This window comes from Klenkia sesuvii, assembly GCF_037083825.1.
Classification (GTDB): Bacteria; Actinomycetota; Actinomycetes; order Mycobacteriales; family Geodermatophilaceae; genus Klenkia; species Klenkia sesuvii.
Window position 1 is genome coordinate 1 of sequence record NZ_JBAPLU010000036.1, and the last position, 18,372, is coordinate 18,372.

At 75.2% G+C, this 18,372-nt stretch carries 22 protein-coding genes, 1 pseudogene and 1 riboswitch; of the genes and pseudogenes, 14 read left to right on the forward strand and 9 right to left on the reverse strand.

The window, feature by feature from the left end; genetic code table 11:
• Positions 1 to 39 precede the first annotated feature (39 nt).
• Entirely contained in the window at positions 40 to 966 is a 927-nt protein-coding gene (locus tag TEK04_RS20540) for a proteasome assembly chaperone family protein (protein ID WP_336406235.1), read from the reverse strand.
• A 131-nt stretch (positions 967 to 1,097) separates the two neighbouring features.
• Here TEK04_RS20540 and TEK04_RS20545 point away from each other — a divergent pair, with 131 nt between their 5' ends.
• On the forward strand, positions 1,098 to 1,349 hold the full coding sequence (locus TEK04_RS20545; RefSeq protein ID WP_336406236.1) for a DUF3253 domain-containing protein: 252 nt from the start codon (positions 1,098 to 1,100) through the stop codon (positions 1,347 to 1,349).
• Here TEK04_RS20545 and TEK04_RS20550 read toward each other — a convergent pair.
• Positions 1,327 to 2,655: an AI-2E family transporter gene (locus tag TEK04_RS20550; RefSeq protein WP_336406237.1), complete on the reverse strand. Its 1,329-nt coding sequence runs from the start codon at positions 2,653 to 2,655 to the stop codon at positions 1,327 to 1,329. The two genes, TEK04_RS20545 and TEK04_RS20550, sit on opposite strands and share 23 nt — an antisense overlap.
• Before the next feature lie 153 nt (positions 2,656 to 2,808).
• Here TEK04_RS20550 and TEK04_RS20555 point away from each other — a divergent pair, with 153 nt between their 5' ends.
• Genes TEK04_RS20555 through TEK04_RS20565 form a run of 3 tightly spaced genes read left to right on the forward strand, consistent with a single transcriptional unit; the run spans position 2,809 to position 4,535 of the window.
• On the forward strand, positions 2,809 to 3,276 hold the full coding sequence (locus TEK04_RS20555; RefSeq protein ID WP_336406238.1) for a PPOX class F420-dependent oxidoreductase: 468 nt from the start codon (positions 2,809 to 2,811) through the stop codon (positions 3,274 to 3,276).
• A gap of 39 nt (positions 3,277 to 3,315) precedes the next feature.
• On the forward strand, positions 3,316 to 3,906 hold the full coding sequence (locus tag TEK04_RS20560) for a hypothetical protein (protein WP_336406239.1): 591 nt from the start codon (positions 3,316 to 3,318) through the stop codon (positions 3,904 to 3,906).
• On the forward strand, positions 3,903 to 4,535 hold the full coding sequence (locus tag TEK04_RS20565; RefSeq protein WP_336406240.1) for a hypothetical protein: 633 nt from the start codon (positions 3,903 to 3,905) through the stop codon (positions 4,533 to 4,535). The genes TEK04_RS20560 and TEK04_RS20565 overlap by 4 nt, the downstream gene beginning before the upstream one ends.
• A 22-nt stretch (positions 4,536 to 4,557) precedes the next feature.
• On the opposite strand, the gene TEK04_RS20570 is transcribed toward TEK04_RS20565, so the two are convergent.
• Complete coding sequence (locus tag TEK04_RS20570) at positions 4,558 to 5,403, reverse strand: RCC1 domain-containing protein (RefSeq protein WP_336406241.1); 846 nt, start codon at positions 5,401 to 5,403, stop codon at positions 4,558 to 4,560.
• Complete coding sequence (locus TEK04_RS20575; RefSeq protein WP_336406242.1) at positions 5,403 to 6,947, reverse strand: helix-turn-helix domain-containing protein; 1,545 nt, start codon at positions 6,945 to 6,947, stop codon at positions 5,403 to 5,405. The genes TEK04_RS20570 and TEK04_RS20575 overlap by 1 nt, the downstream gene beginning before the upstream one ends.
• A 66-nt stretch (positions 6,948 to 7,013) precedes the next feature.
• Here TEK04_RS20575 and TEK04_RS20580 point away from each other — a divergent pair, with 66 nt between their 5' ends.
• The 5 genes and pseudogenes from TEK04_RS20580 to TEK04_RS21400 all read left to right on the forward strand — a co-directional run.
• Entirely contained in the window at positions 7,014 to 7,526 is a 513-nt protein-coding gene (locus tag TEK04_RS20580; RefSeq protein WP_336406243.1) for a hypothetical protein, read from the forward strand.
• A gap of 49 nt (positions 7,527 to 7,575) precedes the next feature.
• On the forward strand, positions 7,576 to 8,328 hold the full coding sequence (locus TEK04_RS20585) for a dienelactone hydrolase family protein (RefSeq protein ID WP_336406244.1): 753 nt from the start codon (positions 7,576 to 7,578) through the stop codon (positions 8,326 to 8,328).
• Complete coding sequence (locus TEK04_RS20590) at positions 8,325 to 9,155, forward strand: pentapeptide repeat-containing protein (protein ID WP_336406245.1); 831 nt, start codon at positions 8,325 to 8,327, stop codon at positions 9,153 to 9,155. Before TEK04_RS20585 ends, TEK04_RS20590 begins: the two co-directional genes overlap by 4 nt.
• Positions 9,156 to 9,163: 8 nt before the next feature.
• Positions 9,164 to 9,562 (forward strand): ankyrin repeat domain-containing protein, encoded by a 399-nt coding sequence (locus TEK04_RS20595; RefSeq protein ID WP_336406246.1) that lies wholly within the window; start codon positions 9,164 to 9,166, stop codon positions 9,560 to 9,562.
• A 10-nt stretch (positions 9,563 to 9,572) separates the two neighbouring features.
• Positions 9,573 to 10,010: pseudogene (locus tag TEK04_RS21400) on the forward strand (WapI family immunity protein); the annotation flags it as partial.
• A 35-nt stretch (positions 10,011 to 10,045) separates the two neighbouring features.
• Here TEK04_RS21400 and TEK04_RS20600 read toward each other — a convergent pair.
• From TEK04_RS20600 to TEK04_RS20610, 3 genes are read right to left on the reverse strand one after another with little or no spacing between them, the layout of a single operon-like run.
• Positions 10,046 to 10,486 (reverse strand): hypothetical protein, encoded by a 441-nt coding sequence (locus TEK04_RS20600; protein ID WP_336406247.1) that lies wholly within the window; start codon positions 10,484 to 10,486, stop codon positions 10,046 to 10,048.
• The gene (locus TEK04_RS20605; RefSeq protein ID WP_336406248.1) at positions 10,483 to 10,701 is read right to left on the reverse strand and encodes a hypothetical protein; all 219 of its coding nucleotides are present in this window, start codon (positions 10,699 to 10,701) and stop codon (positions 10,483 to 10,485) included. Before TEK04_RS20605 ends, TEK04_RS20600 begins: the two co-directional genes overlap by 4 nt.
• A gap of 49 nt (positions 10,702 to 10,750) precedes the next feature.
• Positions 10,751 to 11,419: a polyamine aminopropyltransferase gene (locus TEK04_RS20610; RefSeq protein WP_336406249.1), complete on the reverse strand. Its 669-nt coding sequence runs from the start codon at positions 11,417 to 11,419 to the stop codon at positions 10,751 to 10,753.
• A gap of 99 nt (positions 11,420 to 11,518) precedes the next feature.
• Here TEK04_RS20610 and TEK04_RS20615 point away from each other — a divergent pair, with 99 nt between their 5' ends.
• The 5 genes from TEK04_RS20615 to TEK04_RS20635 all read left to right on the forward strand — a co-directional run bounded on the left by TEK04_RS20615 (position 11,519) and on the right by TEK04_RS20635 (position 15,932).
• Positions 11,519 to 12,826, forward strand: coding sequence for an MFS transporter (locus tag TEK04_RS20615; protein ID WP_336406250.1), 1,308 nt, complete (start codon positions 11,519 to 11,521; stop codon positions 12,824 to 12,826).
• Positions 12,823 to 13,449, forward strand: coding sequence for a class I SAM-dependent methyltransferase (locus TEK04_RS20620; RefSeq protein ID WP_336406251.1), 627 nt, complete (start codon positions 12,823 to 12,825; stop codon positions 13,447 to 13,449). The genes TEK04_RS20615 and TEK04_RS20620 overlap by 4 nt, the downstream gene beginning before the upstream one ends.
• 143 nt (positions 13,450 to 13,592) lie before the next feature.
• Positions 13,593 to 13,719: riboswitch (cyclic di-AMP (ydaO/yuaA leader) on the forward strand.
• A 56-nt stretch (positions 13,720 to 13,775) separates the two neighbouring features.
• Positions 13,776 to 14,600, forward strand: a complete 825-nt coding sequence (locus TEK04_RS20625; protein WP_336406252.1) for an aggregation-promoting factor C-terminal-like domain-containing protein — start codon at positions 13,776 to 13,778, stop codon at positions 14,598 to 14,600.
• A gap of 101 nt (positions 14,601 to 14,701) precedes the next feature.
• Positions 14,702 to 15,256 carry a type 1 glutamine amidotransferase domain-containing protein gene (locus TEK04_RS20630; RefSeq protein WP_336406253.1) on the forward strand — a complete coding sequence of 185 codons (555 nt, stop codon included), beginning with the start codon at positions 14,702 to 14,704 and terminating at the stop codon, positions 15,254 to 15,256.
• 76 nt (positions 15,257 to 15,332) lie between these two features.
• Positions 15,333 to 15,932: a YceI family protein gene (locus TEK04_RS20635; protein ID WP_336406254.1), complete on the forward strand. Its 600-nt coding sequence runs from the start codon at positions 15,333 to 15,335 to the stop codon at positions 15,930 to 15,932.
• Positions 15,933 to 15,991: 59 nt separating this feature from the next.
• Here the strand turns inward: TEK04_RS20635 and TEK04_RS20640 are convergent, their stop codons facing one another.
• Both TEK04_RS20640 and TEK04_RS20645 read right to left on the reverse strand, forming a co-directional pair.
• Positions 15,992 to 17,140 carry an acyl-CoA dehydrogenase family protein gene (locus tag TEK04_RS20640; RefSeq protein ID WP_336406255.1) on the reverse strand — a complete coding sequence of 383 codons (1,149 nt, stop codon included), beginning with the start codon at positions 17,138 to 17,140 and terminating at the stop codon, positions 15,992 to 15,994.
• Positions 17,141 to 17,146: 6 nt separating this feature from the next.
• The gene (locus TEK04_RS20645; RefSeq protein WP_336406256.1) at positions 17,147 to 18,325 is read right to left on the reverse strand and encodes an acyl-CoA dehydrogenase family protein; all 1,179 of its coding nucleotides are present in this window, start codon (positions 18,323 to 18,325) and stop codon (positions 17,147 to 17,149) included.
• Positions 18,326 to 18,372 lie beyond the last annotated feature (47 nt).

An 18,372-nucleotide genomic window follows, 5' to 3' on the forward strand; every position in this document is an offset into this window, starting at 1 on the left:
GCCCGGGGGTGGGGCGGCCGGGGTGGGGCGGCCCGGGGGCTACTCGGGGCGGCGGTCCTGCTCGGCGAGGAAGGCCTCGATCTGGTCGGCCATCTCCTCCCCCGAGGGGATCTCGCCGGAGGAGCCGAGCAGCCCGGCGCCCTCGCGCGCGGCCGCGAAGCTGTCGAACTGCGCCTCGAGCTGGGCCACGACCGCGGTGTTCTCCGCCGACCGGCCGATCTGGGCGTCGACCTCGGTGCGGTTGGCCCGGGCGGCCTCCTCCAGCGTCTCGGTCGGCAGGTGCAGCCCGGTGAGCTGCCCCAGGTGCTCCAGCAGGGTGAGCGAGGCCGCCGGGTAGGTCGCCGAGGAGAGGTAGTGCGGCACGTGCGCCGCCACGCCGAGCGCGTCCACCCCGGCCTCACCGGCGCGCAGCTCGAGCAGGGCCCCTGCGCTGCCCGGGATGCGCATCTCGCCCCAGTAGACCGGGTAGCTGGCGATGAGCTCGCGCCGGGTGGCGTGCGCGGTCACCGTGACCGGCCGGGTGTGCGGCACCGGCATCGGGATGGCCTGCAGCATCACCATGCGGGTCACCCCGAGGGTCTCGACCAGGCCGAGCACGGCGGCGGTGAACCGCTCCCAGGCGAAGTCGGGCTCGGCGCCGTGCAGCAGCAGGAACGGCGTCCCGCCGTCGTCGTCGACCGCGTAGAGGGTGATCTCGGGGGCGGCGAAGGACTCGTAGTGGTCGCCGGCGAAGGTGATCCGCGGGCGGTGCCCCCGGTAGTCGACGAGCGCGTCGGCGTCGAACCGGGCGATGACCTCGTGCGGCAGGCTGGCGAGCAGGTGCGACCCGGCCAGGGCGCCGGCGTGCGCGGCGTCGAACTCGCCGGCCAGGTCGTGCACCAGCACGAGCTCGTCGGCGGCGGTGCGCTCGACGAGCCGCTCGTGGGCGGGCAGCAGCTCGACGAGGTCCTCAGGACGCTGGGTCACGGGCGGGTCCTCTCCTCCTGGGCCGGCGGGGTGGTCCGGCGGTCCGCAACGGTCAAGCCGCACCGACCGGGCGGGCATTCCCATGGTGCCCCCGATGGCGACCGCTCCGCCCGGCGCGCACCCTGGGGCGGGTGAGCACGTCGACCGACCGGCTGGCCCGGCGCATCGAGGAGCTGCTGGACGCGCGGTCGCCGACGTCGTCGATCTGCCCGTCCGACGCCGCCCGCGCCGAGGCCCCCGAGGGCTGGCGCGACCTGATGGACGACGCCCGCGCAGCCGCCGGTCAGCTGGTCGAGCAGGGGCGGGTGGAGGTGACCCAGCGAGGCGAGGTGGTCGACGTGGCGACCGCCCGCGGGCCGGTCAGGATCCGCCGGCCCCGCTGACCCGGCCGTCGACGGGCTCGGCGCTGCGGGTCAGCTGGGAGCCCTCGCCGCCGTCGCCGTCGGGCACGACCTCGGGGACCCGTCCCTCGTCGTCCTGCTCGGGGTGCTTGCCGTCGAGCTGGTCGCGGCCGTAGCGGTAGAACACGGCCAGCAGTGCCGCCACGGGGACGGCCAGGAACGCGCCGATGATGCCGGCCAACCCGGCGCCGGCGGTGACGGCGAGGATGACCACACCGGCGTGCAGCTTCAGCCCGCGGCCCTGCAGGATCGGCTGCAGCACGTTGGACTCGAGCTGCTGGACCACGACCACCACGGCCAGCACCCACAGCGCGGTGCCGAACCCGTTGCTGACCAGGGCGATGAGCACGGCGAAACCGCCGGCGACGACGGCACCGATGATGGGCACGAAGGCGGCGAAGAAGGTGATCACCGCGAGCGGCAGCACCAGCGGTACACCCAGGACCAGCAGGCCCAGGCCGATGCCGACGGCGTCCACCAGCCCCACCAGGGCCTGCTGGCGGATGAACTCCGACAGCGTGCGCCAGCTTCGCCGGGACACCTCGGCCACGTGCGGGGCCGCCTGCGGGCCGGTCTGAGCGGCCAGCCAGGGCAGGAAGCGCGGACCGTCCTTGAGGAAGAAGAACGTGAGGACCAGGGCGAGCCCGGTGTTGACCAGCCCGGTGCCGATGGCGCTGGCGCCGGTCAGGGCGTAGGTGGCGATGTCCCCGGCGCTGGCCTGCAGCTGGTCGATCGCCTGGTCGACGTACTGACCGATCTGCTCCTCGCCCAGGTTGAACGGTGGACCGGACAGCCAGTTCTGCACGCTCTGCAGGCCCGAGCTGACCCCGGCGGCGAGGTCCTCGACCTGGGACACCACCGGCGGGGCGATGGCGACCATGATGCCCACGAAGGCGGCCAGGAACAACACCACCGAGGTGAGCGCGGCTGCGGCCGGGGGGAAGTGCAGGCGCCGCAGCAGCTTGGCCAACGGCCAGGTGACGGTGGAGAAGAGCAGGCCCAGCACGACCGGCAGCAGCACCGAGGACCACAGCTTGCCCAGTACGTACCCGATGACCACCACGGCCGCGGTGATCAGCAGCAACCGCCAGGAGAAGGTGGCCAGCACCCGGGTTGCCGCGCTCAACCGCGCGCTGCGCTCGGGGGTGGGGGCCGGGGCGCCGCTGCGCAGGGATGGCTCGCCCGAGCGGTCGTCGACGTCGGCCCGCTGGTCGTCGCGGTCGGTGGCGGTGCGGCGGCTCGGGCCGTCGCCGGGGCGGCCGGATGGGTCCTGGGAGCTGTCGGCCATGACGCGATGAGAGCACAGACCGTGTTCCGGCACCGGGTGGGCCGGTCCCGGGTGCCGGGGCGACGGCCACCGTCGGGGGCTCGGCTGTGGGCTGCCCGCAGGCTGTCGACGGGTTGTCGGTGGGTTGTCGGTGGGCTGTCGTAGCGTCCGGGCATGCCGAAGACCGCCACCGCCGACCGGGTCGACCGCGACGGCCTGCTGGAGTTCCTGCGACCGCGCCACAAGGCCCTGCTGATGACCCGCCGGTCCGACGGTGAACCGCAGATCTCCCCGGTCAGCTGCGGGGTGGACGCCGAGGGCCGCGTCGTCGTCTCCACCTACCCGCAGCGGGCCAAGACCAGGAACGCCCGCCGCGACCCCCGTGTGACGGTGGTCGTGCTGTCCGAGGACTTCGACGGCCCCTGGGTGCAGGTCGACGGCACCGCCGAGGTGCTCGACCTGCCCGAGTCGGTCGAGCCGCTGGTCGAGTACTTCCGGTCGATCAGCGGGGAGCACCCCGACTGGGACGAGTACCGGGAGGCCATGCGACGGCAAGGGAAGTCGCTGATCCGGGTCACCCCGGTGCGGTGGGGCCCGGTGGCCACGGGCGGGTTCCCGCCCGAGCTGACCGACAAGCCCTGAAACTTGCTTGACGGGTAGGCAAGGTGTCATGCTTGCGAGGTGTCCTTCGTGCTCACCGTCGACCAACGCGCCAGCCGCCAGGGGCCCGACCTGGTGGGGGGCGTGCTGGCGGCTCTGGCCGACGTCCCCGTGCTCCTGGCGTTCGAGCGCACGGCCGGTGACGAGTTCCAGGGCGTCGTCGGCCACCCGGCCGCCGCCGTGGACGTCCTGCTCCGGTTGGTCCGGGCCGGGGGCTGGAGCATCGGCATCGGGGCCGGGCCGGTGCAGGCGCCGCTGCCGGACTCGACCCGGGCCGCCGCCGGGCCGGCCTTCCTCGCCGCCCGGCGGGCGGTCGACGACGCCAAGCAGCGCTCGGCCCGGGTGGCCGTGCACGGGGTCGACGAGGTCGCCGCGGCCGACGCGCAGGCCGTGGCCACCGTGCTGGTGACGCTGCTGCAGCGGCGCAGCCCCCAGGCGTGGGAGGCCATCGACCTGGTCACCGCCGGCTGCACCCAGGCCGAGGCGGCCAGCCGGCTCGGGGTCAGCCGGCAGGCGGTCGGGCAACGGCTGGCCGCAGCCGCCCTCGACGTCGAGCAGGACCTGCACCCCGTGCTGGGCAGGTTGCTGGCCCGCGCCGAGGGGGCCCGGTGACGCTGGCCGCGTTCGTGGTGCTGGTGCTCACCGGCGTGCTGGGTGCCCTGCTGCTGCGCCGCAGCGAGACCGACCGCCTGCCCCGTGGGCGGGAGATCGTGCCCCGGCCCCGGCCGGTTCCCTGGGGCGCGGCCGCGCTGGTCCTCCTCCTCGCCGGTGCGGCGGCCCTGGCCTGGGCCGGGGGAGCAGCCGGTTCGTGGCTCCGCTCGGCGGTGGTCGTGGCCGCGGTGGTCGCGGCGGCCCTGGGGGGCGGGCCGGTGGTCACCACCGTGCTGCACGCCGCCGACCCGACCCGCGCGGTGTCCACCCTGTCCGGCCGCCCCGTCGTCGACCCGCCCGACCCGCCCGACCTGCCCGCCGGGTCGCGGCGGCCACCGATGGCCGGCATCGCCGACCCCGACGTGCTGCGCGGGGGGTCGTGGATCGGGGTGCTCGAGCGGGTGGCCCTCGTCGCCAGCCTGCTCGCCGGCTGGCCCGAGGGGGTGCCGGTGGTGCTGGCGGTCAAGGGCCTGGGCCGGTTCGCCGAGCTCAAGGAGACCCCGGCGGCCGAGCGCTTCATCATCGGCACCCTGGCCAGCGCGCTGTGGGCCGCGGCGTGCGCCGGCGTGGCCGTGCTCGCCCGCAGCTGACCGGGCCCCTCCCGCCCGGGCCTCAGGCCAGCAGCCACCGGTCGGTGCGACACCGTTCGTCGTCCTCGGCGCCGACGGCGAGCACCGTGCCGTCGGCCCGCAGCCCCAGGGTGTGCGCCGACCCCGCGGCCACGGCCACCACGTCGCGCCACCCGCGCACCGCCCCCTGGCCGTGCGTGTCGTCGCCGCAGGCCAGCACGGTGCCGTCCCCCAGCAGCCCCACCGTGTGGTGGCTCCCGGCCGACACCGCCACCACGCCGCGCCAGTCCTCGGTCCCGGCGCCGGCCGGGCCGCCGGCGCTGAGCACGCGACCGTCGGCGGTCAGCCCCACCGTGTGCACGGTCCCCGCGGACACCGCGACGACCTCGCGCCAGCCCGCGACCGCGCACTGACCGCGCCGGTCGAGCCCGGTGGCCAGCACGGTGCCGTCGTCCCGGAGCCCGACGGAGTGCCAGTCGCCGGCGGTCACGGCCACCAGCCGGTCCCACCCCTGGACGTCGCAGGCGCCCTCCGTGCGCCGGCCGCCGGCCACGGCCGTGCCGTCGGACAGCACGGCCAGGGTGCGGCGCCAGCCGGCGGCGACGGCGACCACGCCGCCCCACCCGCCCACCGCGCACTGGCCGTCGCCGTCCCACCCCGTGGCCAGCACCGTGCCGTCGGAGCGCAGCCCCACGGTGTGCCCGCGGCCGGTGTTGACCGCGGTGTGCACCGAGCCGACCGCGACGGACACCACGTCGCCCCAGTCCGCCGTCCGGCACTCCTCGGCGCCGGGGCGACCCGCGGCCAGCACCCGGCCGTCGGCCCGCAGCCCGACCGAGTGGCGCCGCCCGGCCGCGATCCGGGCGCGGGGCGCGCCGGGGGGCGGCATCAGTCGCTGAACACCTCGATCTGGGCACCCATCTCGACCAGCCGCTCGTAGAGCTGCTCGTACCCGCGGGCGATGATGTCCACGTTGCGCAGCACCGACGTGCCCTTGCAGGCCAGCATGGCCAGCAGGATGCACACCGCCGGGCGCAGCGCGGGCGGGCAGACGATCTCGGCGGCCGACCAGTGCGTGGGCCCGGTGACCAGCACGCGGTGCGGGTCGAGCAACCGCACGTCGGCGCCCAGCCGGGTGAGGTCGGACAGGTGGATGGCCCGGTTGTCGTAGACCCAGTCGTGGATCAGGGTGCCGCCGGTGGCCGTGGCCGCGATGACCGCGAAGAAGGGCAGGTTGTCGATGTTCAGCCCCGGGAACGGCATCGGGTGCACCTTGTCGATCGGTGCCCCCAGCGTCGAGGGGTGGATGGTGATGTCGACCAACCGGGTGCGGCCGTTGTCGGCGGGGTACTCGGGCGTGAGGTCGTAGCGCAGCCCCATCTCCCCGAGGATGGCCAGCTCGATCTCGAGGAACTCGATGGGTGCCCGCAGCACCGTCAGCTCGGAGCCGGTGACGATGCCCGCGGTGAGCAGGCTCATCGCCTCGACGGGGTCCTCGCTGGGGGTGTAGTCGACGTCCGCGTCGAGCACGGGCCGGCCGTGCACGACCAGCGTGGTGGTGCCGAACCCCTCGATGCGCACCCCCAGCAGCTCCAGGTACAGGCAGAGGTCCTGGACCATGTAGTTCGGGCTGGCGTTGCGGATGGTGGTGGTGCCGTCGTGCCGGGCCGCGGCGAGCAACGCGTTCTCCGTGACGGTGTCGCCGCGCTCGGTCAGCACGACGGTGCGGTCGCGGACCTCGGGCGTGGTCACCCGGGCGTGGTACTCCCCGGCGTGCGCCTCGACCTCGAGGCCGAAGGGTCGCAGGGCGATCATGTGCGGCTCGATGGTGCGGGTGCCCAGGTCGCAGCCGCCGGCGTAGGGCAGCTCGAAGGTGGGCTCCCGGTGGATCAGCGGGCCCAGGAACATGATGATGCTGCGGGTGCGCCGGGCGGCGTCGGCGTCGATGCCGGCCAGGTCGAGGGTCTCGGGGACGACGATCGTGAGGTCCTTGCCCGCGGTGTCCCACGTGGCCTGCACGCCGATGGAGCGCAGCACGTCGAGGATGCGCTCGACCTCGACGATGCGGGCCACGTTGCGCAGCGTGGTCGTGCCGCGGTTGAGCAGCGAGGCGCACAGCAGCGCGACGGCGGCGTTCTTGCTGCTCTTGACCGTCACCGACCCGCTCAACGCCCCGCCCCCGGTGACCCGCAGGTGGGTCGGGCCCCCCCGGCCCACGGTGATCAGCTCGCTGTCCAGCGCCGCCGACAACCGACCCAGCAGCTCGAGGGTGAGGTTCTGCGCGCCCTGCTCGATGCGGGCGATGGCGCTCTGGCTGGTGCCCAGGCGTTCGGCCAGCTGGGTCTGGGTGAGACCGTGGTGGCGGCGGGCGTCGCGGACCAGCGTGCCGATCTGGCGCAGGGACTGACCGGTGGCTTCTTCGGTGAGGGACATCGCCCCGAACGGTATCTCAGATGTGAGATGCCTGCGGGCGGGCCGCGGTGGCCCCAGGATGTCGCCGTGGACCTCGAGCCCCTCCGCATCTACTGCAACGACCACCTGGCGGCATCCGCCGGCGGCATCGCCCTGGTGCGCCGCATGCTGGACCACCACCGGGACGACGGCTACGAGCAGCAGCTGCGCCAGCTGCTGGCCGAGCTGCAGGAGGAACGGGCCGCGCTGCGGTCCACGATGGCCGCGCTGGGCATCGGGCCCAGCCGTGCCAAGCAGGTGCTGGTCCGGGTGGCCGAGCGGGTGTCCCGGCTCAAGCCCGACGGCCGGCTCGGGCGCTCCCCGCTCAGCACCGTCATCGAGTTCGAGTTCCTCACCGGTGCCGTGCTGCTCAAGCGGGCGGGGTTCGAGACCCTGCTGGGTGTCTCGGAGGTCGACCACCGGGTCGACGCCGAGCTGGTGGCCCGGCTGGTGGAGCAGGCCGACCGGCAGCACCGGTGGTTGGGCGACGCCCGCCGCCAGCACTCCGCCGAGGTGTTCGGGGGCCGGGCGGAACGGCAGGACGACGCCTCCGCGACCTGACCCGCCACCTGACCCGGCGCCCCGGCGGTCACGGGGGTAGGAACGGGGCATGTGCCACGACCACGACAGCCGCCCGCCCGCTGCGCCCCGGCCCGCCGGCGATGTCGCCGAACGGGGCACGCTGACGCTGACCTCCGGGGACGGCATCTCCGTCGCCGCCGCCTACGCGGCGCCGGCCGGGCCCGCGCGCGTCGGGGTCGTGGTTTTGCCCGACGTCCGCGGGCTGCACCCCTACTACGTGGCACTGGCTGAGCGGTTCGCCGAGGTCGGTGTGCCCGCGCTGGCCCTCGACTGGTTCGGCCGCACCGCCGGTGTCCCGGTCACGGGTACCCGCGAGGAGGACTTCGACTGGCAGGCGCACGTGCCACGGATGACCGAGGAGACCGTGGACACCGACGTCGCCGCCGCGGTGGCCTACCTGCGCGACCGCACGGCGGCGGACCTGCCGGTGGTGGTGGTGGGGTTCTGCCTGGGCGGCAGCCACGCGTGGCGACTGGCCGGTGGGGACGTCGACGTGGCCGGGTGCGCAGGCTTCTACGGTCGCCCCGCGCTCGTCGGGGACGCCGCGGACCGCGCCAGCCGGCCGGTGGTCCTGCTGGTGGCCGGTGCCGACTCGGTGACCCCGGTCGCCGACCAGCAGGCGCTGGCCGACCGGTTGCGGGCCGCCGGGGCCGACGTCGACGTGGCCGTGTACGAGGGCGCCCCGCACTCGTTCTTCGACCGCTCGTCGGCCGAGTGGGCCCAGGCGTGCGACGACGCCTGGGAGCACGTGCTGGCGCTGACCGGCCGGGTCGCCCGGTGAGCGCGCCGACCTCGGCCCGCGCGCCGAGCGCCGACGAGCTGCAGGCCGACTGCCGCCGGTGCGCCGCGCTGTGCTGCGTCGTCCCGGCGTTCTCGCGCGGGGCCGACTTCGCGCTGACCAAGCCGGCCGGGACCGCGTGCCCCCACCTGGGCGCCGACGACCGGTGCGGCATCCACCCTGTCCTGCGGGACCGCGGCTTCCCCGGCTGCGTGGTCTACGACTGCTTCGGCGCCGGGCAGCACGTCACCCAGCACGTCTGGCCGGGCCTGGACCGGCGCGACGCCGCCCAGCTGCACCAGGTGGCGGTCGTGTTCCCGGTGGTGCGGGCGCTGCAGGAGCTGCGCTGGCTGGTCCGGGCCGCCCGGGGGCTGGACCTGCCCGCCGATCTGGCCGACGAGCTCGCGGTCGTCGACGCGCAGCTGGCCCGCCGGGTACGAGGCGGGGTCGAGGAGCTGCGCGACGAGCCGGTCGGGGCCGTGCGGGCACAGGTCAACGCGCTGCTCACCCGGGCCGCCGCGCACGCCCGGCGTGGGGTGGCCCGGCCGCGGGACCTGCGCGGCGCCGACCTCGCGGGGGCGGCGCTGGGCGGTGCCGACCTGCGGGGGGCAGTGCTGCGCGGGGCGGTGCTCCTGGGGGCCGACCTGCGCCGGGCCGACCTGCGGCTGGCCGACCTGACCGGGGCCGACACCCGGGGCGCCCAGCTGGCCGGCGCGGACCTGCGCGGGGCGCTGTTCCTCACCCGGGCCCAGCTCGAGGCCGCGCAGGGCGACGCGGCCACCCGGCTGGACGGGTCGGCGTCGCGACCGGCGCACTGGGCGGCCCGGTGAGCGGCCCGGTGAGCGGCCCCGTGGACCCGGACGTCGTCGAGCTCGCCGCGCGGGTGTTCGACCTGGCGCGCGCGGGTGCAGCCGACGAGCTCGCCGAGCACGTGCGGGCGGGGGTGCCGGCGAACCTGACCAACGGGGCCGGCGACACCCTGTTGATCCTCGCGGCCTACCACGACCACCCGGCCGCCGTCGTCCGGTTGCTCGAGCTGGGCGCCGACCCTGCCCGGGTCAACGACCGCGGCCAGACCGCCCTGGCCGCGGCGGCCTTCCGCCGGTCGGCGCCGTCGGTCGAGGCGCTCCTGGACGCCGGCGCGGACCCCGACGGCGGGGGCCCCAGCGCGCGGGAGACGGCCGCGTTCTTCGGGTTGACGGAGATGTCTGCCCTGCTCGACCGGCCGCGCGGCTGACCGGCCCGCCGTGAGGCTCCGCTCCGCCGACGGCGCCTGGGTCGACCTGCGGGTGCTGCGCCGCCAGGCGGTCGACGTGCGCGCCGTGGAGCTCGCCCGGCCTGACTGGTCGCTGGCCTGGTTGGTGGTGCGGGGGGAGGTGCACACGACCGAGGGGCGGCACTGGGTGTTCCGCGAGCCGTGCCTGACGCCCTGGGAGGGTGCCCAGCTCGGCTCGTGGCTGCGCACGGTCGCCGAGGCCCCCGACGGCCTGGTCGGCCGCGGCGTGGTCGCCGCGGAGCCGGCCCTGTGGTGGGTGCTCGACGCCGCCCGCGACGACCGCCGGCTGCTGCGCGTGCACCTGGCCGGCCCGGCGGCGTGGTGCGACCCGGTCACCGGCCGGCCGACCGGGGGCGGGGTGCCGCTGGACGTCGACGTCGACGGGCTGCTGGCGGCGGCCCAGGAGTGGACCGCGGAGGTGGTCGCCCACGGGTGGCCCCGGGCTCACCGCCGGCGGGCCGCCCAGGTCCCGGCGAGGGCGAGGAGGGCCGCCACCGCGCCGAGCCGGACCCACCGGTCGGGCAGGGCCGCCCGGGCGGTCGCGGTCACGGTGCGGGCCGACCCCGGCCGCACGGCGGCCGAGCCGGTCAGGGCCCGGCCGGCGGGGGAGGAGACCCCTGCCCCCAGCTCGACCACCCGGCCGTGCGGCCCGGTCACGTCCAGGTGCACGCCGCGGCCGGCCAGCTCGTCGGCCAGCCGGCCGACCGCGACCCGACCGGGACGCAACCGGGCCCCGGTCGGCCACGGGGTGCCGACGACGGCCCGCCACAGGGCCAGCGGGTCCGTCGCGGCGAGGGTGAGGTCCGACCCGTCGCCGGTGAGCCGGGCGGCGACGTCGCCGACGGCGATCGCCAGGTCGGCCCGGACGACGAGGCGGTCGCTCATCCCTGCGAGACGCCCTCGGCGGTCGTGATGCGCAGGGTGCCGTTCAGCTTCCAGGTGGCCCGCGGCGCGTCGGCGCCGATCTCGCGGGGCACCTCGACGGTCATGTCGACGAACTCGTAGTTGATGGCGGCGCCCTTGCCGGTGAGGTAGGACCACATCTCCTTCCCCAGGTCGGCGAAGGTGCGGGTCTCGGTGGTGGTGTCCGGAGCAGTCATGGTGACCCGGGTGTCCCGCTCGGGGCGGGCGGAAACGTGGTTTACCCGGTCACTTGCGACGAACCAGGAGCACGGCGTACTCGAAGACCCGGCCCTCCCGCTCGACCGGCAGCACCAGCTGCTCGGCCGCAACCGCACCGGGCAGGTCGGCCAGGCGCCCCAGCAGGGTCGGCGAGGGGTCGGCCGACCAGATCGCCAGCACCCCGCCCGGCCGCACGGCGCCGAGGGCGCGGGCCAGCCCGGACGCGCCGTACAGGCCGGCGTTGGACCCGTGCACCAGGAAGTCGGGCCCGTTGTCCACGTCGAGCAGGACCACGTCGTAGCGGTCGGGCGCGAAGGCGCAGGCGACGTCGCCGGCCACCAGGTCCAACCGGGGGTCGGCGAGGCTGGGCAGCCCGGGCAGCAGACCGGCCGCGGCCCACTCCAGCAGCGCGTCCTCGAGCTCGACGACCACCACCTCGGCCACCCCGGGCGCGCGCAGCACGGCCGCCGCGGTCCACCCCAGGCCCAACCCGCCCACCAGGACGGCGAGGTCGCCACCCTCGACCCGGGCCAGTGCCTCGGTGGCCAGGGCCCGCTCGGTGGAGGTGTCGACGTCGTCCATGGCGAAGACGCCGTCGACCACCAGCTCGGTGACCACGGTGCCGTCGTCCCCGGTGCGGCGCCAGAGCGCCACCTCGCCGTGCGGCCCGCTCACCCGGCCCAGCTCCGTCCGCATGCCCTGATCCTGCACGGGTCGATCCTGCCCGTCCCGGGGGAGACCGATCCCACCCACCGGCCGGGAACACCGCGGGGCGCCGAGGTGTCATCGTGGGGCGTGAACACCCGCCGCGCCTACGCCGTCTGGGTCGTCGGGCTGCTCGCCTACGCCGTGGCCGTCTTCCAGCGGGGATCGCTGGGCGTCGCCGCCGTCGACGCCCAGGAACGCTTCTCCGCCGGGGCGTCGGCGGTCAGCCTCTTCCTCGTCCTGCAGCTCGCGGTCTACGCCGGGCTGCAGGTGCCCGTGGGTGTCGCCCTGGACCGCTTCGGCTCGCGGGCGATGGTGGCCGCCGGTGCGACCACGATGGCCGCGGGGCAACTGCTGCTCGCCGTGGCCTCCGACGTGCCGACGGCGGTCGCCGCCCGGGTGCTGGTCGGTGCCGGGGACGCCATGACCTTCATCAGCGTGCTGCGGGTGGTCACCCTCTGGTTCACCGGGCCCACCGTCCCGGTGGTCACCCAGCTGACCGGCATCCTGGGCCAGCTGGGCCAGGTCGCCGCCGCCTACCCCCTGGTGCTCGCCTTGCACCACAGCTCGTGGACGGCCACCTTCACCGGTGCCGCGGCCCTCGGCGTGCTGGTCGCCGTCCTCGTCGTGGCCGGCCTGCGCGACGCCCCACCCGGGGCGCCGGTCGCCCCGGTGGCCGGGTGGGCCGAGATCCGCGAGAACGTGGCCGCTGCCTGGCGCGAGTCGGGCACCCGCATCGGCCTGTACACGCACCTGGTCACCCAGTTCTCCGGCACGGTCTTCGCCCTGCTGTGGGGCTACCCGTTCCTCGTGCTGGGCCAGGGCCTGGCCCCGGCCACCGCGGCCGGGCTGCTCACCCTGCTCGTCGTGGTCGGCATGGCGGTGGGCCCGCTGCTGGGCAAGCTGTGCGGGCGGTGGCCGCTGCGCCGCTCGGCCCTGGTGTTCGGCATCGCCGGTGCCACCGTCGCCAGCTGGACGGTCGTGCTGCTGTGGCCCGGGCGGGCGCCGCTGTGGGTGCTCGTCGTCCTGGTCGTCGTGCTCGCCACCAACGGCCCGGGCTCGATGATCGGGTTCGACTACGCCCGCACCTGGAACCCGGTGCACCGGCTGGGCAGCGCGACGGGGGTGGTGAACATCGGCGGGTTCGTGGCGTCGCTGCTGGTCGTGCTCGCGGTGGGGGCGGTGCTCGACGCGATGACCCCGGGCAGCTCCACCGCCTACGACCTCGGCGCGTTCAAGGCGGCCTTCGCCGTGCAGTACCTGTTCTGGGCCATCGGGCTGGTCGGCGTCCTCACCCACCGCCGGCGGCTGCGGGACCGGCTGGCCGGCGACGGCGTCGTGCTCACCCCGCTGTACACGGCGATGGTCAGCCGGGTGCGACGCGGGGCGCGGCGATGACCGTCCCCGCCGACTTCTTCGCGCAGCACACCCGGCTCGTGCGCCCGCCGCTGGTGCCCGAGGTCGCGCTGCACCTCGCCGACGACGTCACGGCCCTCTGGCAGGCGATGGACGACGGCCCGGGTGCGGGGGAGGCCTCGCCGTTCTGGGCCGCGGCCTGGGTCGGTGGCCAGGCGCTGGCCCGCCACGTGCTCGACCACCCGGAGCTGGTGGCCGGCCGCACCGTGCTCGACCTGGGCGCCGGCAGCGGGCTGGTCGGCATCGCCGCTGCGCTTGCCGGTGCCGCCCGGGTGGTGGCCAGCGACGTGGACCCCTACGCCCTCGCGGTCATCCCGCTCAACGCCGCCGCCAACGGGGTGGCCGGCGTCGAGCCGGTCGGTGACGTGCTCGACGACGAGCCCGACGTCGACGTCGTGCTGGCCGGCGACGTGTTCTACGACCTGCGCATGGCCGACCGGGTGCGGCCGTGGCTGTTCACCGCCTGGGTGCGGGGGGCCGTCGTCCTGGTCGGCGACCCCGGTCGCTCCCAGCTGCCCGACGGGTTGCACGAGGTGGCCGGGTACGACGTCCCCGACTCCGGGGTGGACGTCGCGCGTCGCACCACGGTGTGGCGACTGCCGTGAGGCGGATGACACCTGTGTTGTTCGCGTGGGGCTGTTGTCATCTCGTGTGACGTCCTCGTAACGTGGGCGCGTCCGGTCGGGCGAACCTCCCTCCCCGGGAGACCCACCGGACGCCGCTGAGTCACCGTCGCGGGCAGCGCAGCCCGCGGCAGCAGGTGAACCGGGGACCCACCGCAGCACCGGGGTGAATCCCGGCCGGAGCGCGCCTGCGGGTGCGCCGAGGCCGGGTAGGGCTTCTTCCCGCCCGAACCCGTCAGCTAACCCGGTAGGCGGCCGCACCGACCCGCACGGTCGGCGCACCGGAAGACGAGGACCCGCACGCCCGCATGAGCGCACGCCATTCCGCACGCCCTGCCGACCGCGACGGTCAGCAGCCCCTCCTCCGGGTGGGCACCATCACCGCCGAGTTCGAGGTGGTCCGCAGCGCCGAGGAGACCGTGGCGGCCCTCGCCCGGGGTCGGCACCGCCTCGTGCCCGTCCGCCGTCCCGCGGTGTACCTGGCCGCGGCCGCCGCCGGCGCCGTGCTGGTCAACGTGCTCATCGGCGCCGGCCCGGACGCCGAGGCCGAGCAGGTCGACCCGGTCGCGCAGACGGTGAGCGTCGCCCAGCAGCTGGGCATCGTCGCGCCGGCCGACGGCACTACGGCCGCCACCGAGCTCAGCGGCCACCTCCAGGAGCTGGCCGCCAGCCGGGCCCAGCGCGAGGCCGACGAGGCCACCGCCGCGCAGGCCCAGGCCGCCGCCGACGAGGCCGCCGCCCAGGCGCAGGCCGCAGCCGAGGCGCAGGCCGCGGCCGAGGCCGCCGCCGCCGCGCAGGCCGAGGCGGCGGCTGCCGCCGAGGCCGCCGCCGCGAACGCCACCACGCAGGACTTCCACGACTACGCCCTGGCCCAGCTGGGCGGTGACGAGCGGCAGTTCTCCTGCCTGGAGAGCCTGTGGGGCCGGGAATCGGGCTGGGACCCGACCGCGCAGAACCCCACCTCGACGGCCTACGGCATCCCGCAGTTCCTCGACTCCACCTGGGCGGGCACCGGCATCGCCAAGACGTCGAACGGCTTCCGCCAGATCGACGCCGGCCTCGTCTACCTCGACGAGCGCTACGGCTCGCCGTGCGGGGGCTGGGCGCACTCGCAGTCCACCGGCTGGTACTGATCCCCCGAACACCCGGCAACCGCCCGGCAACCGCCCGGCGGCCGCCCCTCGGACGCCCCGGGCCGTTTCGACCCCGGGGCGGAACGGGCACCGGGAGCGGCATGGCTGAACTGACCGGCAAGACCATCGCGATCCTCGCCGCCAAGGGCGTGGAGCAGATCGAGCTCGACGAGCCCCGCAAGGCCGTCGAGGCCGCGGGCGCGACCGTGCACCTGCTGTCGGTGCCCGACGGCGTCGAGGACGGCACCGTGCAGGGCGTCAACGGCGACATCCACCCGGGCGACACCTACCCCGTCGACCACCTGGTCGCCGACGTCGCGGCCGCCGACTACGACGGGCTGCTGCTGCCCGGCGGTGCGGTGAACCCCGACACCCTGCGCCAGGACGGCGACGCGCTCGCCTTCGTCACGGCCTTCTTCGACGCGGGCAAGCCCGTCGCGGCGATCTGCCACGCGCCCTGGACGCTGCTGGAGGCCGGGGTGCTGGAGGGCCGCACGCTGACGTCCTACCCGAGCATCCGGGGGGACCTCCGGCGGGGTGGTGCGACGGTGGTGGACCAGGAGGTGTGCCGCGACGGCAACCTCGTCACCAGCCGCAACCCCGACGACGTCCCGGCCTTCGCCCGGGCCGCCGTGGAGCTGTTCGCGGGGAGCTGAGCCCGCCCGCCGGTGCGCGGCCACGGTCAACGGGTCAGAATAGGGCGTTTTTGCACCCCTGGGAGGACCGTCCACCGTGGCCAAGCACCGCGCGACCGGAGCCGGCGAGACCGACTTCGACGACGCCACCTCAGCGCTGAGCGACGTGTCCGGCGACTACGCCGTCGACGCCGCCCACACCCGCATCGGCTTCCGGGCCAGGCACGCCATGGTCACCACCGTGCGCGGCACCTTCACCCGGTTCGAGGGGGTCGCCCACCTCGCGGTGGCCGAGCCCTCCGCGAGCCGGGTCGAGCTGCGCATCGACGCCGCCAGCCTCGACACCGGCCAACCCGACCGCGACGCCCACCTGCGCTCGGCGGACTTCCTGGACGTGGAGCAGTTCCCCGACATCACCTTCGTGTCCACCGCGGTCGAGCAGGTCGACGACGACGAGTACACCGTCACCGGGGACGTGACCATCAAGGGTCAGACCCGCGAGGTGTCGGTCGACTTCACCCTCACCGGCAGCGCGCTGGACCCCTTCGGCAACACCCGGGTGGGGTTCGAGGGGGCGTTGGCGCTCAAGCGCAGCGACTGGGGCCTGGTGTGGAACGCCGCCCTGGAGACCGGCGGGGTGCTGGTCAGCGACAAGGTGCAGCTGGAGTTCGACGTCTCGGTCATCAAGCAGGCCTGACCACACGCAGGAGCCCCGGTCCGCGAGGTGCGGACCGGGGCTCCTGCGTGCGTGCGGGGTCAGGCGGGGAGGGCCTCGACGGTACCGTAGGCGTCGACCCGCTCGGCCAGCCGGTTCGTCGCCCACGCGCCGTCACCGAGCAGGTGGTCGATGGCGGTGAGCCGCGAGGTGTAGTGGCCCACGCTGTACTCGGCGGTGACCCCGATGCCCCCGTGCAGCTGGATCGCCTCCTTGCCGATGTGCCGCCCGGCGGTGGAGGTCTGCAGCCGGGCCCGGTCGGCCGCGGCGAGCACCGCCTCGGGCGTGGAGTCCTCGGCGTCGACCACCATCGTCGCCCACAGCGCGATGCTGCGGACCAACTCCAGCGACACGTACATGTCGGCGGCCCGGAACGTCAGCGCCTGGAAGCGCGACAGCGGCACCCCGAACTGCTTGCGGGTCTTCAGGTACTCGCTGGTGGTGCGCAGCGCGGTCTCCATCGCGCCCACCGCCTCGTGGGCGTAGGCCACGCTGGCCCGGGCCAGGGCCAGCTCGACGTCGCGCGTGCGGTCGGCAGTGCCCTCGCCGAGCAGCTCGGCGGGGGTGCCCTCCAGGGCCACCCGGGCGACCCGGGTGCCGTCGTGGCTGCGGTACCCGTCGCGGGTGAGCCCGGCGGCGTCGCCGCGGACGACGAAGAGCGCCGTGCCGCCGTCCACGGCCGCGGAGACGACCAGGACGTCGGCGCGGGCACCCGAGGGCACCGGCTCCTTGACCCCGGACAGGGTCCAGCCGTCGCCGGACTGCGTCGCGGTGACGGCGGTGGCCGACGGCGTCCAGCGGCTCCCCGGCTCGGCGTGCGCGAACACCACCAGCGAGCTGCCCTCGGCCAGCGGGCCCAGCAGTTCGGCGCGCTGCGCAGGCGTGCCGACCGCGGACACCAGCCCACCGGCCAGCACGACCGACTCGACGAAGGGCTCGGGGGCCAGCACCCGGCCGATCTCGGTAGCGACGAGGGCGACCTCCGCGTGCCCGGCACCCATGCCGCCGTCGGCCTCGGCGAAGGGCAGGCCCAGCACGCCCATCTCGGCCAGCTGGGCCCAGGTCTTCTCGTCGAAGCCCGGGTCCTCCTTGGTCACGGCGCGGCGCTTCTCGGGGTCGTAGGCGCGCTGCAGCAGGCCGGCCACGGCCTCGCGGAGGGCGTGCTGCTCGGTGTCGAAGGTGAAGTCCATGTCAGATCACAACCCCAGGATCGTGCCGGCGATGATGGTGCGCTGCACCTCGTTGCTGCCCCCGTAGATGGAGACCTTCCGGTAGTTCAAGAACTCCGGGGTGGCCACCCGCGCCCACTCGGGCACGTCGGTGGCGTCGTCGTCGGCGAACGAGGCCAGCGACAGCGGACCGGCGACGTCGACCATCAGCTCGGTGGCGGCCTGCTGCAGTTCCGAGCCGCGCAGCTTGAGCACCGAGGACGCGGGGTTGGGCTTGCCGTCGCTGGAGTTGGAGACCACCCGCAGGGCGGTGAGCTCCAAGGACAGCAGCTCGTTCTCCAGCTGTGCGATGCGCGCGCGCATCGAGGGGTCCTCGATGAGCGGGCGGCCACCGGAGGTGATCCCGGCGGCGCGCTGCTTGGCGTCGACGATCATGCGCTTGGTGGCGCCGACCCGGGCGATGCCCACCCGCTCGTTGCCGAGCAGGAACTTCGCGTAGTCCCAGCCGCGGTTCTCCTCGCCGATCAGGTTCTCCGCGGGCACCCGCACGTCCTCGAAGAAGACCTCGTTGACCTCGAAGCCGCCGTCGAGCAGCTCGATGGGGCGCAGGGTGACGCCGGGGGAGTTCATCGGGAAGACCAGCATCGAGATGCCGCGCTGCTTCTTCTCGGCAGTGGGGTCGGTGCGCACCAGGCAGAAGATCCAGTCGGCGTGCTGGCCCAGCGTCGTCCAGGTCTTCTGGCCGTTGACCACCCAGTCGTCCCCGTCGCGGACGGCGGTGGTGCGCAGGCTCGCGAGGTCGGAGCCGGCGTCGGGCTCGGAGAAGCCCTGGCACCACCAGATGTCGAGGTTGGCGGTGGCCGGCAGGAAGCGCTCCTTCTGCTCCTGGTTGCCGAAGGCGGCGATGACCGGGCCGATCATGGAGGCGTTGAACGCCAGCGGCTCGGGGACGGCGGCCAGCTGCATCTCCTCACGCCAGATGTGGCGCTGCAGCGGCGTCCAGTCGCGGCCACCCCACTCGGCGGGCCAGTGCGGGACGGCGAGGCCGGCCTCGTTCAGGATCCGCTGCGCCTCGACGTACTGCTCCTTGGACACCTCGCGGTGCGCGGCGACGTCGTCACGGATGGTCTGCGGGATCTGCGTGGTGAAGAAGGTGCGCATCTCGTCCCGGAACGCCTGGTCCTCGGGCGACAGGTGCAACTGCATGGAGGAACCCTCATCTCTCTCCCGGGCCGGCGACCGTGCCGCCCCGG